Genomic DNA, 16277 nt, shown 5'->3' on the forward strand with positions numbered 1-16277 from the left:
CCTTTTTAATTGGGCTGGTGATTTTTTATCATCGGCCTTTTACTGTTTGTAATAAACCGTATAATCACTCTTGACCAGAAGGTATAAAAGCAATATGGCCTATTCTTTTACCGAAAAAAAGCGTATTCGTAACAATTTTGGAAAAAGTACAGAAGTACTTGATGTTCCTTATTTGTTAGCGACACAAATTAACTCTTATGCAAGTTTTTTGCAAGCAGATGTTAAACCTGAAAAACGTGACGATATGGGCTTACATGCCGCATTTTCTAGTGTTTTTCCTATCGTGAGCCATTCTGGCTATGCGGTACTTGAGTATGTTACTTATCGCTTGGAAGAGCCTGCCTTTGATGTTAAAGAATGTCAGCAACGTGGCGCAACGTATGCTGCTCCGTTAAAAGTTTTGGTTCGGTTGGTTATTTACGATAAAGAAGCATCGGTCAGTGCAAAAATCGTTAAGGATATTCGAGAGCAAGAAGTTTATATGGGGGAACTCCCTCTAATGACAGATAACGGAACGTTTGTCATTAATGGAACTGAGCGTGTGATTGTTTCTCAATTACATCGTTCACCGGGTGTCTTTTTTGATCATGACAAGGGAAAAACGCATTCATCAGGAAAATTATTATTTAATGCGCGTGTTATTCCTTATCGTGGATCTTGGTTAGATTTTGAATTTGACCATAAAGATGCGGTTTATGTACGAATTGATAGACGACGTAAAATTCCTGCGACTATTTTATTGCGTTCGTTAGGTTTTGATAACGAAGAAATGATTAATATTTTCTTCAAAACGAATAGATTCAGCCTCAGTGCGGATCAATGTGAGTTTCATTTTATTCCCGAAAGATTACGGGGAGAAATGGCGGCATTTGATATTAAAGATGGTGATAAAGTTCTGGTCGAGGAAGGCCGTCGAATTACGGTTAAGCATGTAAGACAAATAACGAAAGCAAAGTTGTCTAAACTGGTTGTTCCTAAAGATTATCTTTATGGAAAAATTTTAGGACATAATGTCATTGACACGGAGAGTGGCGAGCTTATTGCCAATGTTAATGATGAAATATCAGAAGAGTTATTAGAGCGTTTGATTGGTGCGGGGGTCAGTGAAATTAAAACCCTGTATGTGAATGATTTGGATCGAGGTCCTTATATTTCTAATTCCATGCGCTTGGATGCAACCACAAATCGTTTAGAGGCCTTAGTCGAAATTTATCGAATGATGCGCCCAGGTGAACCTCCGACTAAAGAGTCGGCTGAAAACTTATTTGAAAATTTATTTTTCACCGAAGATCGTTATGATTTATCAGCGGTGGGACGAATGAAGTTTAATCGTCGTTTGGATCGGGAAGAAAAAGACGATGAGGGTGGCACACTGAGTAAAGAGGACATTATTGATGTTCTAAAAGAACTTATTAATATTCGTAATGGCAATGGAATTGTCGATGATATTGACCATCTAGGTAATAGACGGGTTCGTTCTGTTGGTGAAATGATTGAAAATCAATTTCGTGTAGGTTTAGTGCGAGTAGAGCGTGCGGTAAGGGAGCGTTTAACGTTAGCGGACTCTGAAGGTTACATGCCGCAAGAAATTATTAATGCGAAACCTGTTTCGGCGGCGGTTAAAGAATTTTTTGGTTCCAGTCAATTGTCGCAGTTCATGGATCAAAATAACCCGTTATCACAGGTCACGCATAAGCGTCGAGTATCGGCGTTAGGGCCAGGTGGTTTAGCGCGAGAACGGGCAGGCTTTGAGGTTCGTGATGTTCACGCAACACATTATGGTCGCGTTTGTCCTATTGAAACGCCAGAAGGGCCAAATATTGGTCTAATTAACTCATTATCGGTTTATGCGCGAACCAATTCTTACGGATTTTTAGAAACGCCTTATCGCCGTGTGATTGATGGTCAAGTAACCGATACGGTTGATTATTTATCAGCGATTGACGAGGGTGAGCATGTTATTGCACAAGCCAGTGTTAAGGTGGATGAGAATAATAAACTGATTGAAGGCTTGGTTTCCTGTCGGCATAAAGATGAGTTTACGTTAGCGACCTCTGATTCGGTTCAGTATATGGACGTTTCATCGAAACAAATTGTTTCTGTCGCCGCCTCTATTATTCCCTTCTTAGAACATGATGATGCGAATCGGGCCTTAATGGGGTCGAATATGCAGCGTCAAGCGGTGCCTACGTTGAAAGCTGAGAAGCCTTTAGTCGGTACGGGAATGGAGCGTGTTGTTGCGAAAGATTCAGGGGTTTCAGTTGTTGCAAACCGTGGCGGTGCTATTGAAGCGGTCGATGCGGCTAGAATTGTTGTACGAGTTAATAACGACGAAACGGTTGAAGGGATACCTGGGGTTGATATTTATAATCTAACCAAATATACCCGTTCAAACCAAAATACCTGTATTAATCAAAAGCCTTTAGTTAGATTGGGTGACCGCGTTAATGCAGGTGATATTCTTGCAGATGGGCCCTCCACGGATTTAGGCGAGTTAGCCTTAGGGCAAAACATGCTGATTGCTTTTATGCCTTGGAATGGGTATAACTTTGAGGATTCAATTTTAGTTTCTGAGCGGGTCGTAAAAGAAGATCGCTTTTCAACGATACATATTGAAGAAAAAACCTGTGTTGCTCGAGATACGAAGCATAGCCCAGAGGAAATTACAGCTGATATTCCAAATGTAAGTGAAGATGCGTTAGCTAAACTGGATGAATCAGGGATTGTTTATGTCGGTGCGGAAGTAAAAGGCGGCGATATTCTGGTTGGAAAAGTTACGCCTAAAGGTGAAACCCAGTTAACGCCAGAAGAAAAATTATTACGCGCAATTTTTGGTGAAAAAGCAGCCGATGTTAAGGATACCTCGTTAAGAGTCCCAGGCAGCGTGCGTGGAACCGTTATTGACGTGCAAGTTTTTACACGGGATGGGGTTAAAAAAGACAGACGTGCATTAGAAATTGAAGAGGCAGAAGTTAAGCGTTACAAAAAAGATCTTGATGACCAATTAAAAATTGTTGAAGAAGATATTTATGCACGAGTTGCTGAGTTTCTAATGGATAAAATTTTGGTATCAGGGCCTGGTAAAGTGCAAACAGCAATGCCTGTTACTAAAAGCTACTTAGACAGTTTACGTCATTCAGAATGGCTGGAAATTAAGGTTGATGATGAAGATGTTAATTTACAATTGGAAAAAGTTGTAGGACAAGTTGAGCAGCAGCGTAAAGAATTTGATTCAAAATTTGAGATTAAACGTCAAAAAATTACCATGGGGGATGATTTAGCACCTGGGGTATTAAAAATGGTTAAAGTTTATTTAGCGGTTAAAAAACGAATTCAACCCGGTGACAAAATGGCGGGTCGTCATGGTAATAAAGGGGTTATTTCGCAGATTGTACCTATTGAAGATATGCCTTATACCGTAGATGGTAATCCAATTGATATTTTATTAAACCCATTAGGGGTTCCTTCACGGATGAATGTCGGGCAAGTATTGGAGACTCATTTAGGATGGGCTGCGAAAGGCTTAGGCATTAAAATAGGTAAAATGTTAGAAGCTCAATATGAACAAGAAAAAGAGAAAGTAAAAACGATTAGAGATTTTTTAGATAAAATTTATAACAGTAGTGGACGTAAAGAAGACTTGGATTCTTTTTCAGACACTGAAATATTGGAAATGGCGGAAAATCTTATTGCGGGAGTGCCTATGGCAACGCCTGTGTTTGATGGGGCAACGGAAGAAGAAATTCGGACAATGTTACGATTAGCCGATTTACCCGAAGCAGGTCAGGTAACTTTGTATGATGGCTTAACGGGCGAAGCCTTCGAGCGTAAAATTACAGTGGGTTATATGTACATGTTGAAGTTAAATCATTTAGTCGATGATAAAATGCACGCACGTTCAACAGGGCCTTATAGTTTAGTAACACAGCAGCCTTTAGGCGGAAAAGCACAATTTGGTGGCCAGCGTTTTGGTGAAATGGAAGTTTGGGCGTTGGAAGCTTATGGTGCGGCTTATACCTTGCAAGAAATGTTGACGGTTAAATCAGATGATGTTTCAGGTCGAACTCGGATGTATAAAAATATTGTCGATGGCAATCATACGATGGATGCAGGAATGCCTGAATCCTTCAATGTATTGATTAAAGAAATACGCTCGTTAGGGGTGAACATTGAATTAGAGCAGAATTAAGTCTGATTTTTATGACGCAGCTATAGCTTGATGGCTATCAAATAAACAATTAAAAAGGGTAAGCTCTTGAAAGATTTAATGAATTTCTTAAAACGTCAAGGTCATGCAGATGATTTTGATGGTATCCGTATCGGTCTAGCATCACCTGATATGATTCGTTCGTGGTCGTATGGGGAAGTAAAAAAACCTGAGACCATTAATTATCGTACCTTCAAGCCTGAGCGTGACGGCTTGTTTTGTGCAAAAATTTTTGGTCCTGTTAGTGATTATGAATGTTTATGTGGTAAATATAAGCGTTTAAAACATCGTGGCGTTATTTGTGAAAAATGTGGCGTTGAAGTTACATTATCAAAAGTGCGTCGTGATCGGATGGGCCATATTGATTTAGCCAGCCCTGTTGCACATATTTGGTTTTTAAAATCACTGCCTTCACGAATCGCATTGTTGTTAGATATGACGTTGCGGAGTATTGAGCGTGTTTTATATTTCGAGTCTTTTGTTGTACTTGACCCTGGAATGACAACCTTAGAACGCGGACAATTGCTAACTGATGATGAGTATTTAGATGCCGTTGAAGAGTTTGGTGATGAATTTGATGCAAAAATGGGGGCGGAAGCGGTTTTTGATTTATTAAAATCAATTAAGCTGAAAGAAGAAGTCAGTATTTTACGAGAAGAAATCAATGCAACGAATTCTGAAACGAAAACTAAGAAATTCTCAAAACGTTTAAAAGTTATTGAATCGTTATTGGCCTCAAATAATCGTCCTGAATGGATGATTATGACGGTTTTACCCGTATTACCGCCTGAATTACGTCCTTTAGTTCCCTTGGATGGGGGGCGTTTTGCAACGTCTGATTTGAATGATTTATATCGTCGGGTTATCAATAGAAACAATCGTTTAAATCGGTTGTTGGATTTAAATGCCCCTGATATTATTGTGCGTAACGAAAAACGAATGTTACAAGAATCCGTCGATGCCTTACTGGATAATGGACGACGTGGACGTGCGATTACAGGAACGAATAGACGACCTTTAAAATCTTTAGCGGATATGATTAAAGGTAAGCAGGGACGTTTTCGTCAAAATTTATTAGGTAAACGGGTTGATTATTCAGGTCGGTCGGTGATTGTAGTTGGACCTACCTTGCGTTTACATCAATGTGGTTTACCGAAAAAAATGGCATTGGAGCTATTTAAACCCTTTATTTTTAGTAAATTGCAATTACGTGGCCTAGCAACCACCATTAAAGCCGCTAAAAAAATGGTTGAGCGTGAAGGGGTTGAAGTTTGGGATATTCTTGAGGAAGTCATTCGTGAGCATCCCATCTTATTAAACCGTGCGCCAACGTTACATAGATTAGGGATTCAAGCATTTGAACCGACCTTAATTGAAGGTAAAGCGATTCAGTTGCATCCTCTCGTTTGTAGTGCGTTTAACGCAGATTTTGATGGCGATCAGATGGCGGTTCACATCCCATTATCTATTGAAGCGCAGTTAGAGGCGCGGACATTAATGATGGCAACGAATAATATATTATCGCCTGCTAATGGCGAGCCAGTTATTAATCCAACTCAGGATATCGTTTTAGGGTTGTATTATATTAGCCGTGAAAAAGTAAGTGCGCGTGGCGAAGGCTCTATTTTTGCTAATATCAATGAAGTTCAGCGTTCTTTAGGGAATAAAGCCGTTGAATTGCAGACAAAAATTGAAGTACGCATTTGTGAAAAGTTAAAAAATGAAGCAGGTGAGTTTGAGGAAAAGGTCAGTAGACAAAAAACAACCGTAGGTCGTATTCTTATCTGGGAAATTTTACCCGCTGGAATGCCTTTTGAAATTGTTAATGTCGATATGACTAAAAAGAATATCTCACGCTTAATTAATTTTAGTTATCGTTATTTAGGTATTAAAGATACGGTGGTGTTAGCCGATCAATTAATGTACTTGGGCTTTGAATATGCGACTCGATCGGGCGTTTCATTTGGCATTAATGATATGGAAATTCCTGCCAAAAAAGTTAATATTATTAATACATCGGAAGCTGAAGTTCGTGAAATTCAAAATCAATATTCTTCAGGTTTAGTCACAGACGGTGAACGCTACAATAAAGTGGTTGATATTTGGTCTCATGCGAGTGATCAAGTGGCTAAAGTGATGATGGAAGCGTTGGGAGAAGATGAAGTTCTTGATGCGAAAGGCGAACAAGTTCTTGATGAGAATGGTGAAAAAGTGATGCAAAAGTCATTTAATTCTATTTTCATGATGGCGGAGTCAGGCGCACGGGGTTCGGCGGCACAGATTCGACAGTTGGCTGGAATGCGTGGGTTAATGGCAAAACCTGATGGTTCAATTATTGAAACACCAATTACAGCAAACTTTAGAGAAGGTTTAGATGTTTTACAGTACTTTATCTCGACACATGGCGCGCGTAAAGGATTGGCGGATACCGCCCTTAAAACGGCAAACTCAGGGTATTTAACGCGTCGTTTGGTTGATGTGGCTCAAGATTTAGTGATCTTAGAAGTCGATTGTGGCACTTCTCACGGTATAACATTGACCCCGATTATTGAAGGCGGCGATGTTGTTGAGCCGTTGGCAGAACGTGTTTTAGGACGTGTTGTTGTCGGTGACTTGATGGATGTTGCAGGTGAGAATGTATTAATTAAAGACGGAACAGTGCTTGATGAGCATTGGGTTGCCGTGATGGAAGATAATAGTATTGATCAAATATTGGTTCGTTCTATTATTACATGTGAAAGTCGCCAAGGGGTTTGTGCTAAATGTTATGGGCGTGATTTAGGGCGTGGACATTTAGTTAATATTGGTGAGGCTGTCGGTGTTATTGCTGCCCAGTCTATTGGTGAGCCAGGTACTCAGTTAACCATGAGAACCTTTCATATTGGGGGAGCGGCATCACGTTCGGCGGCAATTAGTAATGTGCAAGTTAAAGGCGGAGGAACCGTTCGTTTAACTAACATGAAAACAGTCATTAATAAGGAAGGAAATTTAGTGGCGGTGTCACGTTCAGGTGAAGTCGGTGTTATGGATGAATATGGACGTGAAAGAGAGCGTTATAAAATTCCTTACGGTGCCGTGTTAAATGTTAAAGATGGGAGTAAAATCAAGGCCGGGGACATCATTGTTAATTGGGATCCGCATACGCATCCTGTTATTACCGAGGTTGATGGTTTTGTTCGATTAATTGATTTTGTTGATGGAATTACGGTTCAAGAGAAATCAGATGATGTGACTGGGTTGACATCAAGAGTCGTCACCGATCCTAAGCAGCGGGGAAATGCAGGTAAAGAATTAAGACCGATGGTTAAATTGCTTGATAGTGAAGATGAGAGCATTAACCTTTCAGGAACCGATGTTCCTGCTCAGTACTTTTTACCTTCTGGCGCGATTGTAGGAATTAAAGATGGTGGGAAAGTTAATGTCGGGGATGTCCTTGCAAGAATTCCACAAGAATCAAGTAAAACTCGTGATATTACAGGAGGTTTGCCACGTGTTGCTGATTTATTTGAAGCGCGAAAAACGAAAGATCCTGCTATTCTAGCCGAAGCGACGGGTTCCGTTTCGTTTGGTAAAGAAACAAAAGGCAAGCAACGTATTGTTATCACCGATTCAGAGGGAGAAACCTTTGAAACTTTAGTTCCTAAGTGGCGACATATCACCGTCTTTGAAGGTGAATTTGTTGAAAAGGGTGAGACTATTGCGGAAGGTGAGCTCACGCCTCATGACATCTTAAGATTAAGAGGTATTGAAGAACTTGCTGGTTATTTAGTTAAAGAAATTCAAGATGTTTATCGTTTACAAGGCGTAAAAATCAATGATAAGCATATTGAAGCAATTATTCGACAAATGTTGAGAAAGGTTGAGATTACCGCTTCAGGTCAAACAGATTTTGTTAAAGGGGAGCAAACGGAGCGAGGGTTTGTTAATGCGACCAATGAGCAAATGGAAAAAGAAGGTAAAATTCCAGCAAGTTATGATTCTGTTTTACTTGGAATCACGAAAGCATCCTTGGCAACCGAGTCTTTTATTTCAGCGGCTTCTTTTCAAGAAACGACTCGGGTATTAACCGATGCGGCAGTTAGAGGGATTGGTGACAACCTGAATGGTTTGAAAGAAAATGTTATTGTAGGGCGTTTGATCCCTGCAGGAACAGGTCTTGCCTACCATGAACATAGAAAGAAAAAACGTTTGGCTGAAAAAAATAAAAGTGCTGAGGCTGTAGCCGCTGTTAATGCCGTTGAAGTTGAGGAAGCTTTAAAACAAGCTTTGAATACGGAGTAACAAAATAATGCTTGACCCAGCTTGAATAAAATCGTATTATGCTCTGCTCACATGAGCTGAGCATTTAAATAGGTAATTTTGAGCCTGGTTATATCGACAGGTAACTTATCTAACAGTTAATTTGTATATCGGAGTTAAAAAATATGGCCACGATCAATCAATTGGTTCGTAAGCCTCGTGCTAAGAAAATAGAAAAAAGTAATGTTCCCGCGTTAGAAGCTTGTCCTCAGCGAAGAGGCGTGTGTACACGTGTGTATACAACAACACCTAAGAAACCTAATTCAGCGTTACGTAAAGTTGCAAGGGTTCGATTAACTAATGGACAGGAAGTTAGTAGTTATATTGGAGGTGAGGGACATAATCTTCAAGAACATTCGGTTGTTTTAATTAGAGGCGGCAGGGTAAAGGATTTGCCTGGTGTACGTTATCATGTTGTGCGTGGTAGTCTTGATACGTCAGGTGTTGACGGTAGAAAATGTGGACGTTCTAAATATGGAACTAAGCGACCTAAAAGCTAAGGCTGGTGAGATAAATGTCTAGAAGAAGAATTGCAGCAAAAAGAGATGTCATTCCTGATCCTAAATTTGGTAGTGAAATGCTAACCAAATTTATGAATATGATTATGGTTGATGGCAAGAAGTCAGTTGCTGAAAAAATTGTTTACGGAGCTTTGGAAACAATTGAAAGTAAAGGTCACGAAGACTCCTTAGAAGTTTTATCTAAGGCGTTAGAGAATGTTCAGCCAAGAGTGGAAGTCAAGTCTCGTCGTGTGGGTGGTGCAACCTATCAAGTGCCTGTTGAAGTGCGTCCTTCTCGACGTATTACTTTAGCAATGCGTTGGTTAATTGATGCGGCACGTAATAGAAATGAAAAAAATATGCCTGCTAAATTAGCGGGTGAATTATTGGATGCGTTTGAAAGTCGCGGGTCAGCCGCTAAAAAACGTGAAGATACGCATAGAATGGCAGAAGCTAATAAGGCATTCTCTCATTATCGTTGGTAATAGTCTAATAAAAGGTCTAAGTCGTGGCTCGTGAAACCCCTATTGAGCGTTATCGTAATATTGGGATTATGGCGCATATTGATGCGGGTAAGACCACGACAACAGAGCGTATCTTGTATTATACAGGGGTGTCTCATAAGATAGGTGAAGTGCATGACGGTGCGGCTACCATGGATTGGATGGAGCAAGAGCAGGAGCGGGGGATTACGATTACCTCTGCGGCAACGACCTGTTTTTGGAAAGGGATGTCTGGTCAATATCCTCGGTATCGTATTAATATTATTGATACGCCAGGGCATGTTGATTTTACGATTGAAGTTGAACGATCTTTAAGGATTCTGGATGGGGCCTGCGCTGTTTTTTGTGCGGTAGGCGGGGTCGAACCTCAGTCAGAAACGGTTTGGCGACAAGCTAATAAATATAATGTTCCTAGAATTGTTTTTGTGAACAAAATGGATCGGGCTGGTGCGGATTTTTTACGTGTTGTCGCGCAGATAAAAGCACGTTTAGGAAGTGTTGCTATCCCTATGCAGCTTGCTATCGGGGCAGAAGATAGTTTTAAGGGGGTTATTGACCTTGTTAAAATGAAAGCGATCTACTGGGAAGAAGAAAACATGGGTGTGGCCTTTGAAGAAAAGGAAATCCCTAGTGATATGCAAGAGCTTGCCGAGGAATGGCGCGAGTTTATGGTAGAAGCTGCGGCTGAAGCCAATGATGAATTAATGGAAAAATATTTGGAAGAAGGATGGCTTTCAAATGAAGAGATTAAACAAGGGATTAGGATTCAAACGATTGCCAATAAGATTGTTCCTGCTTTTTGTGGGTCAGCCTTTAAGAATAAAGGAGTTCAGTCAATACTCGATGCTTTAGTTGATTATATGCCCGCTCCTACTGACGTTGCAGCAATTAATGGGGTTGTCGGTGAAGGCGAAACGGAAGTGATGCGAGTTGCTAATGATGATGAACCTTTTTCTGCGTTAGCCTTTAAAATTGCAACGGATTCCTTTGTAGGGACGTTAACGTTTTTTCGCGTTTATTCGGGCATTATGCGTACAGGTGATAGTGTTTATAATGCGGTAAAAGAAAAAAAAGAGCGCGTTGGTCGAATTGTACAGATGCATGCAAATAGCCGAGAAGAAATAAAAGAAGTTCGGGCGGGTGATATTGCGGCAGCCGTCGGGTTGAAAAGTGTCATTACAGGCGATACCTTATGTGATTTAGAGTCGCCTATTGTTTTGGAACGAATGGAGTTTCCAGAGCCAGTGATTTCAGTTGCAGTTGAACCTAGAACACAAAGTGATCAAGAAAAAATGGGCATTGCTTTAGGCAAGCTGGCTCAAGAAGACCCTTCTTTTCACGTACGTAGTGATGAAGAATCAGGGCAAACAATAATTTCAGGGATGGGTGAGCTTCATTTAGATATTATCGTTGATAGAATGCAACGGGAATTTGATGTGAAATCGAATGTAGGTGCGCCCCAAGTATCCTATAGAGAAACGATTCGGCAACGAACAGAAATTGAAGGTAAATTCATTAGGCAATCAGGTGGGCGTGGACAGTATGGTCATGTTTGGTTGCGAATTGAACCGTTGGGTGTCGGTGAAGGATATGAGTTTATAAATGAGATTGTAGGGGGGGCTGTTCCCAAAGAGTACATTACCTCTGTAGACAAGGGTGTGCAGGAGCAAATGGAAAATGGCGTTATAGCGGGTTTCCCTGTTGTTGATGTAAAAGTAAGTCTGTTTGATGGTTCCTATCATGATGTTGATTCAAATGAAATGGCCTTTAAAATTGCAGGGGCCATAGCCTTTAAAGACGGTGCAAAAGAAGCATTGCCCGCTTTATTGGAACCGATCATGAAAGTAGAAATAGTAACCCCCGAGGAATATATGGGGAGCGTCGTAGGCGATATTAATAGGCGTCGCGGTATAATTCAAGGAATGGAAGATTCTCCAGCGGGTAAAATGATAGACTGCGAAGTACCGTTGGCAGAAATGTTTGGTTATGCGACTGATTTGCGTTCTGCAACGCAGGGTCGTGCTACCTATAGTATGCAGTTCGAAAAATACAGTGAGGCTTCTGCAAATATAGCAGAAGCAATCATTAAAAGAGTTTCATAAAATAGATTTAAGTTTAAGGGTACTGGATCATGGCTAAAGAAAAATTTGAACGTAATAAGCCGCATGTAAATGTAGGCACAATTGGTCATGTTGACCATGGTAAAACAACTTTAACAGCTGCTTTAACAAAAGTAATGGCTGAAATTCAAGGTGGTGAAGTTAAAGCCTTTGACCAAATTGATAATGCACCTGAAGAGCGTGAGCGTGGTATTACTATCGCAACGTCTCATGTAGAATATGAATCAGCTGTTCGTCATTATGCGCACGTTGATTGTCCAGGTCATGCTGATTATGTTAAAAACATGATCACAGGGGCGGCGCAAATGGATGGCGCTATCTTAGTCTGCGGTGCAACAGATGGGCCGATGCCGCAAACGCGTGAGCATATCTTATTATCACGCCAAGTAGGCGTACCTTATATCGTCGTTTTCTTAAATAAAGCAGATTTGCTTGCAGAAGATTGTGGTGGTTTAGGGACTGAAGAATATGAAGAAATGCTTGAGCTAGTAGAAATGGAATTGCGTGAGCTATTAGATGCTTATGAATTTCCAGGTGATGATACGCCTATTATTGTGGGTTCTGCATTAAAAGCACTGGAAGGTGATGATAGTGAAGTCGGTGTTCCTGCGATTGTGAAGCTCGTTGAAGCTTTGGATACTTATATTCCAGAACCTGAGCGTGCTATTGAAGGGGCGTTTTTACTTCCTATTGAAGATGTATTTTCTATTTCAGGTCGTGGTACGGTCGTAACGGGGCGTATTGAACGTGGCGTTATTAAAGTTGGCGAAGAAATTGAAATTGTAGGAATTAAAGAAACCGTTAAAACAACATGTACTGGCGTAGAAATGTTTCGCAAGTTGTTGGATCAAGGTGAAGCGGGCGATAACGTCGGTATTTTATTACGAGGCACTAAGCGTGAAGACGTTGAGCGTGGTCAAGTATTAGCTCATGTGGGATCTATTAATCCTCATACGGTATTTGATGCGGAAATTTATGTTCTGTCAAAAGATGAAGGCGGTCGTCATACACCGTTCTTTAATGGCTATCGTCCTCAATTTTATTTTAGAACAACAGATGTTACAGGGGCTGTTGAACTTCAAAAAGACGTTGAAATGGTAATGCCTGGTGATAATGTAACCGTTGTTGTGACTTTGATTGCACCGATTGCAATGGAAGATGGGTTGCGTTTTGCAGTTCGAGAAGGCGGTCGTACTGTTGGTGCGGGCGTTGTTGCTAAAATAATCGAGTAATCAACATGGCTAATCAAACTCTTCGGATTCGTTTAAAAGCATTTGATCATAAGTTAATTGATCAATCAGCAAGTGAAATAGTAGAAACGGCAAAAAGAACAGGTGTTCAAGTAAAAGGGCCTATTCCATTACCGACTAAAAAAGAACGTTTTACTATTTTGATTTCACCTCATGTGAATAAAGATGCGCGTGATCAATATGAATTAAGAACCTACAAACGGTTACTTGATATTGTTGATCCTAGTGAAAAAACTGTTGATGCCTTGATGAAGTTAGATCTGGCAGCAGGGGTTGATGTTCAAATTAAGCTCAATTGAGCGTTTAAAGTTAAATAGAGGAATTGGCAGATGTCAATAGGTCTTATTGGTCGTAAGTGTGGTATGACCCGAGTTTTTAATGAAGATGGTTCATCTACGCCCGTCACTGTTCTTGAAATAAACTCAAATAGAGTAACTCAAGTAAAAAGTGTCGATAGTGATGGTTACCGTGCGATTCAGATTGCTGTTGGTGATAAAAAATCTTCAAAAGTTAATAAAGCAATGGCAGGGCATTATGCCGCTGCCAATGTAACTGCGGGTCGTTCTTTAATTGAATTTAGGTTAGAGGATGGTGAGGGTGAAGATTTAATAGCAGGTTCAGAGCTGGCGTTGAATATATTTACTAATGGGCAATTTGTTGATGTTCGTGGAACGAGTATCGGTAAAGGATTTGCAGGGGGTGTTAAACGACATAACTTCCAAATGCAGGATGCAACGCATGGTAACTCTATTTCTCATAGAGCGCCTGGGTCTATTGGTCAATGTCAAACACCAGGGCGGGTTTTTAAAGGTAAAAAAATGGCAGGGCATTTAGGCGCTGTTAAAACAACCGTTCAAAATCTGACAATTCATTCTGTTGATGAAGAAAAAAACCTGATTTTAGTGAAAGGTTCTGTACCTGGCTCTAAAGGTGGAGATGTTATCATTACAGCCGCAGTAAAAAAAGAAAGTAGGGGTTAGTTATGACATTACAGATACCCGCATTAAATAGTCAAGACTCGGCAGGTTCAGTTGATGTTACTGAAACTATATTCGGTCAAAAATTTAATGAAACATTGGTTCATCAATTAGTTACAAAGTACCAAGCGGCGGCGCGTGCTGGAACAAAAGCACAAAAAAATCGTGCGGCAGTCAGTGGGGGTGGAAGCAAGCCTTGGCGACAAAAGGGGACAGGACGAGCGCGAGCTGGTACAATGTCAAGTCCTATCTGGCGTTCAGGTGGCGTTACTTTTGCAGCGCAACCTCGTTCTTTTGATCAAAAAATTAATAAAAAGATGTATAAGGTGGGTATTCGCTCTATATTTTCTGAGTTATTAAGACAAGAACGTTTGGTTGTTAGTAACGATATTTTACCAACAAGTGTGAAAACTAAAGAATTTGCAAAAAAATTAGCAGAGACGGGTGTTAAACGTATTTTGATTATTGCTGAATCTTTGGATGAAAACTTGGTGTTGGCTTCGAGGAATATTCCTTACGTTAACATTGTAACGGCGGAGAGTGTTAACCCTGTTGCCTTGGTTGGTGCGGATAAAGTTATTGCAACCGTTGTCGCGTTGAAGAAAATTGAGGAACGTTTAGCATGAGTATTGCAGAAAGCAAAATAGCGAGTGTATTGCTAGGCCCTGTTATTTCTGAGAAAAGTTCAGTGGCAGCAGAAGAACAGTCACGTATTGTTTTTAAAGTTCAAAAATCAGCAACTAAACATCAAATTAAAAAATCAGTTGAATTGATGTTTGATGTGAAGGTTGACTCGGTTCAAGTGCTTAATGTTAAAGGAAAGGTTAAGCGTTTCGGGCGAGCATTAGGTAAGCGGTCAGATTGGAAAAAAGCATATGTTAAGCTTAAACCTGGTCACGATATAGAATTTGTAACCGCTTGATAATTAAAAATAAGATCAATAGGAACGGTAGATAGCATGGCTATTCTAAAATCAAAACCAACATCTCCTGGGATGCGGTTTGTAGTACGTGTAAAAAATGATGAGTTGCATAAAGGCAAGCCATTTGCACCGCTACTAGAGAAACAAAGTAGAAACGGTGGTAGGAATAATCAAGGACGTATTACAACACGTCATATAGGCGGTGGGCATAAGCAGCACTACCGTATTATTGATTTCAAACGCAATAAAATTGATATTCCTGCTATTGTTGAGCATTTGGAATATGATCCTAATAGAACAGCAAATATCGCATTATTGTTGTTTAAAGACGGTGAGCGTAAATATATTATTGCGCCTAAAGAATTAGCGGTAGGTCAAGAAATTATTTCTTCTGAAGTTGCCGCTGTAAAAGCTGGAAACTGTATGCCATTACGCAATATGCCTTTAGGGGTCACAGTTCATTGTGTTGAACTGAAGCCTGGTAAAGGTGCGCAAATGGCAAGAAGTGCAGGGACATCAGCGCAGTTAGTTGCAAAAGAAGGAATGTATGTTACTTTACGTTTGCGTTCGGGTGAAATGCGTAAAGTTATGGGAGACTGTAAAGCTGTTATTGGCGAAGTTTCAAATTCTGAACACAACCTGATTTCTTTAGGGACAGCGGGTGCAAAACGTCGCAAAGGTGTCCGCCCAACGGTTCGAGGTGTTGCCATGAACCCTGTTGATCACCCACATGGGGGTGGTGAAGGCCGAACATCAGGGGGGAGACATCCTGTTTCGCCATGGGGTGTACCTACTAAAGGGTATAAAACGCGTAAAAACAAACGGACTGATGGTATGATTGTCAGACGACGTAAGCAAAAATAAGGGGTAAAGTGTGCCACGTTCAATTAAAAAAGGTCCATTTATTGACCATCATCTACAAAAAAAAGTAGAGACTGCGGTCAGTAGTAATAATAGGAAACCAATTAAAACTTGGTCGAGAAGATCCATGGTTAGTCCTGATATGTTGGGTTTAACTATTGCTGTACATAATGGTCGCCAACATGTTCCTGTGCTTATTTCTGAAAATATGGTAGGACATAAGTTGGGTGAGTTTGCACCGACGCGTACCTATAGAGGTCATTTGGCCGATAAGAAATCTAGGTAGGGTTATGGAAATTTCAGCAAAATTATCTAATGCGCCACTGTCGGCTCAAAAAGCACGATTAGTCGGTGATCAAATCCGGGGTTTACCTGTCGAGAAAGCGTTGAATATTTTAAAATTCAGCTCTAAAAAGGCGGCGGGTATTATGAAAAAAGTTTTAGAGTCAGCCATTGCAAATGCAGAGCACAATGAAAGTGCTGATATTGACGAGTTAGTCGTCTCTACTGTATTTGTTAATGAAGGTCGAACGCTGAAACGTGTTCGAGCCAGAGCAAAGGGACGTGCGAATCATATCCTAAAAAGAAGCTGTCATATTACCGTCAAAGTAGCAGAATACGAGTAGAGGACTATATAA

At 40.5% G+C, this 16277-nt stretch carries 13 protein-coding genes; all 13 read left to right on the top strand.

The features are described from left to right. Positions 1-94: 94 nt before the first annotated feature. The 13 genes from rpoB (at position 95) to rplV (ending at position 16265) form a co-directional block, all read left to right on the top strand. Positions 95-4189 (top strand): DNA-directed RNA polymerase subunit beta, encoded by a 4095-nt coding sequence (rpoB, locus tag Q9M50_06205; GenBank protein ID MDQ7090225.1) that lies wholly within the window; start codon positions 95-97, stop codon positions 4187-4189. A 66-nt stretch (positions 4190-4255) separates the two neighbouring features. Further along, complete coding sequence (gene rpoC, locus Q9M50_06210) at positions 4256-8488, top strand: DNA-directed RNA polymerase subunit beta' (GenBank protein MDQ7090226.1); 4233 nt, start codon at positions 4256-4258, stop codon at positions 8486-8488. 143 nt (positions 8489-8631) lie between these two features. Further along, entirely contained in the window at positions 8632-9006 is a 375-nt protein-coding gene (gene rpsL, locus Q9M50_06215; GenBank protein ID MDQ7090227.1) for a 30S ribosomal protein S12, read from the top strand. Positions 9007-9020: 14 nt separating this feature from the next. Next, positions 9021-9491, top strand: coding sequence for a 30S ribosomal protein S7 (gene rpsG / locus Q9M50_06220; GenBank protein MDQ7090228.1), 471 nt, complete (start codon positions 9021-9023; stop codon positions 9489-9491). A gap of 23 nt (positions 9492-9514) precedes the next feature. After that, positions 9515-11611, top strand: a complete 2097-nt coding sequence (gene fusA, locus Q9M50_06225) for an elongation factor G (protein MDQ7090229.1) — start codon at positions 9515-9517, stop codon at positions 11609-11611. Positions 11612-11640: 29 nt separating this feature from the next. After that, a complete protein-coding gene (gene tuf / locus Q9M50_06230; GenBank protein ID MDQ7090230.1) occupies positions 11641-12861 on the top strand; it encodes an elongation factor Tu in 1221 nt (406 codons plus the stop codon). Between the two features lie 5 nt (positions 12862-12866). Beyond that, on the top strand, positions 12867-13178 hold the full coding sequence (gene rpsJ / locus Q9M50_06235) for a 30S ribosomal protein S10 (protein ID MDQ7090231.1): 312 nt from the start codon (positions 12867-12869) through the stop codon (positions 13176-13178). Between the two features lie 30 nt (positions 13179-13208). Beyond that, a complete protein-coding gene (gene rplC, locus Q9M50_06240; GenBank protein MDQ7090232.1) occupies positions 13209-13859 on the top strand; it encodes a 50S ribosomal protein L3 in 651 nt (216 codons plus the stop codon). A gap of 2 nt (positions 13860-13861) precedes the next feature. Next, positions 13862-14482, top strand: a complete 621-nt coding sequence (gene rplD, locus Q9M50_06245; GenBank protein MDQ7090233.1) for a 50S ribosomal protein L4 — start codon at positions 13862-13864, stop codon at positions 14480-14482. Further along, positions 14479-14778, top strand: coding sequence for a 50S ribosomal protein L23 (gene rplW / locus Q9M50_06250; protein MDQ7090234.1), 300 nt, complete (start codon positions 14479-14481; stop codon positions 14776-14778). The genes rplD and rplW overlap by 4 nt, the downstream gene beginning before the upstream one ends. Positions 14779-14814: 36 nt before the next feature. Continuing rightward, positions 14815-15642 (top strand): 50S ribosomal protein L2, encoded by an 828-nt coding sequence (rplB, locus tag Q9M50_06255; GenBank protein MDQ7090235.1) that lies wholly within the window; start codon positions 14815-14817, stop codon positions 15640-15642. Between the two features lie 10 nt (positions 15643-15652). Beyond that, the gene (gene rpsS / locus Q9M50_06260) at positions 15653-15925 is read left to right on the top strand and encodes a 30S ribosomal protein S19 (protein ID MDQ7090236.1); all 273 of its coding nucleotides are present in this window, start codon (positions 15653-15655) and stop codon (positions 15923-15925) included. Positions 15926-15929: 4 nt separating this feature from the next. After that, positions 15930-16265, top strand: a complete 336-nt coding sequence (gene rplV / locus Q9M50_06265; protein MDQ7090237.1) for a 50S ribosomal protein L22 — start codon at positions 15930-15932, stop codon at positions 16263-16265. Positions 16266-16277 lie beyond the last annotated feature (12 nt).

Source organism: Methylococcales bacterium, from assembly GCA_030949405.1.
Lineage (GTDB): Bacteria > Pseudomonadota > Gammaproteobacteria > Methylococcales > Methylomonadaceae > WTBX01.

Bases quoted from the DNA above. Each gene is read 5' to 3' on its own strand.
- rpoB (MDQ7090225.1), top strand. From the start codon at position 95: ATGGCCTATTCTTTTACCGAAAAAAAGCGTATTCGTAACAATTTTGGA.
- rpsL (MDQ7090227.1), top strand. From the start codon at position 8,632: ATGGCCACGATCAATCAATTGGTTCGTAAGCCTCGTGCTAAGAAAATA.
- rpsG (MDQ7090228.1), top strand. From the start codon at position 9,021: ATGTCTAGAAGAAGAATTGCAGCAAAAAGAGATGTCATTCCTGATCCT.
- tuf (MDQ7090230.1), top strand. From the start codon at position 11,641: ATGGCTAAAGAAAAATTTGAACGTAATAAGCCGCATGTAAATGTAGGC.
- rpsJ (MDQ7090231.1), top strand. From the start codon at position 12,867: ATGGCTAATCAAACTCTTCGGATTCGTTTAAAAGCATTTGATCATAAG.
- rplC (MDQ7090232.1), top strand. From the start codon at position 13,209: ATGTCAATAGGTCTTATTGGTCGTAAGTGTGGTATGACCCGAGTTTTT.
- rplD (MDQ7090233.1), top strand. From the start codon at position 13,862: ATGACATTACAGATACCCGCATTAAATAGTCAAGACTCGGCAGGTTCA.
- rplW (MDQ7090234.1), top strand. From the start codon at position 14,479: ATGAGTATTGCAGAAAGCAAAATAGCGAGTGTATTGCTAGGCCCTGTT.
- rplB (MDQ7090235.1), top strand. From the start codon at position 14,815: ATGGCTATTCTAAAATCAAAACCAACATCTCCTGGGATGCGGTTTGTA.
- rplV (MDQ7090237.1), top strand. From the start codon at position 15,930: ATGGAAATTTCAGCAAAATTATCTAATGCGCCACTGTCGGCTCAAAAA.